Origin of the sequence: Streptosporangium sp. NPDC001681 (assembly GCF_040298085.1) — a bacterium.
GTDB lineage: Bacteria > Actinomycetota > Actinomycetes > Streptosporangiales > Streptosporangiaceae > Streptosporangium.
The window spans coordinates 1-1,283 of record NZ_JBEOZN010000326.1 but is presented as its reverse complement, the minus strand read 5'-3'; the positions used below and the strand labels follow the sequence as shown (position 1 = coordinate 1,283).

Sequence of the window (1,283 nt, the reverse complement as noted above, 5' to 3'; positions counted from 1 at the left end):
GGGTGGGAGACCTCATCTCAAGGCGAGCTTCCCGCTTAGATGCTTTCAGCGGTTATCCCTTCCGAACGTAGCCAACCAGCCGTGCTCCTGGCGGAACAACTGGCACACCAGAGGTTCGTCCGTCCCGGTCCTCTCGTACTAGGGACAGCTCCTTTCAAGTCTCCTGCGCGCGCAGCGGATAGGGACCGAACTGTCTCGCGACGTTCTAAACCCAGCTCGCGTGCCGCTTTAATGGGCGAACAGCCCAACCCTTGGGACCTACTCCAGCCCCAGGATGCGACGAGCCGACATCGAGGTGCCAAACCATCCCGTCGATATGGACTCTTGGGGAAGATCAGCCTGTTATCCCCGGGGTACCTTTTAGCCGTTGAGCGACGGCGCTTCCACATGCCACCGCCGGATCACTAGTCCCAGCTTTCGCTCCTGCTCGACCCGTCGGTCTCACAGTCAAGCTCCCTTGTGCACTTACACTCGACACCTGATTGCCAACCAGGCTGAGGGAACCTTTGGGCGCCTCCGTTACTCTTTAGGAGGCAACCGCCCCAGTTAAACTACCCACCAGACACTGTCCCTGATCCGGATCACGGACCGAAGTTAGACGTTCAAAACGACCAGAGTGGTATTTCACCAATGACTCCACCACCACTAGCGTGATGGCTTCACCGTCTCCCACCTATCCTACACAAGACGCTCCAAACGCCAATGTCAAGCTATAGTGAAGGTCCCGGGGTCTTTCCGTCCTGCTGCGCGTAACGAGCATCTTTACTCGTAGTGCAATTTCGCCGGGTCTGCGGTTGAGACAGCGGGGAAGTCGTTACGCCATTCGTGCAGGTCGGAACTTACCCGACAAGGAATTTCGCTACCTTAGGATGGTTATAGTTACCACCGCCGTTTACTGGCGCTTAAGTTCTCAGCTTCGCCACACAAGTGCGACTAACCGGTCCCCTTAACGTTCCAGCACCGGGCAGGCGTCAGTCCGTATACATCGTCTTACGACTTCGCACGGACCTGTGTTTTTAGTAAACAGTCGCTTCCCCCTGGCCTCTGCGACCCCCACCAGCTCAGAACGCAAAGTTCGTCACCAGCGAAGGCCCCCCTTCTCCCGAAGTTACGGGGGCAATTTGCCGAGTTCCTTAACCACAGTTCACCCGATCGCCTTAGTATTCTCTACCTGACCACCTGAGTCGGTTTAGGGTACGGGCCGCCACGACACTCACTAGAGGCTTTTCTCGGCAGCATAGGATCACCCACTTCGCCACAATCGGCTCGGCATCACATCTCAG

1 rRNA gene is annotated in these 1,283 nt (G+C 57.0%); it reads right to left on the bottom strand.

Going from position 1 to position 1,283, the window contains the following annotated elements:
• Positions 1-1,283: ribosomal RNA gene (locus ABT130_RS47630) — 23S ribosomal RNA — on the bottom strand; the annotation flags it as partial.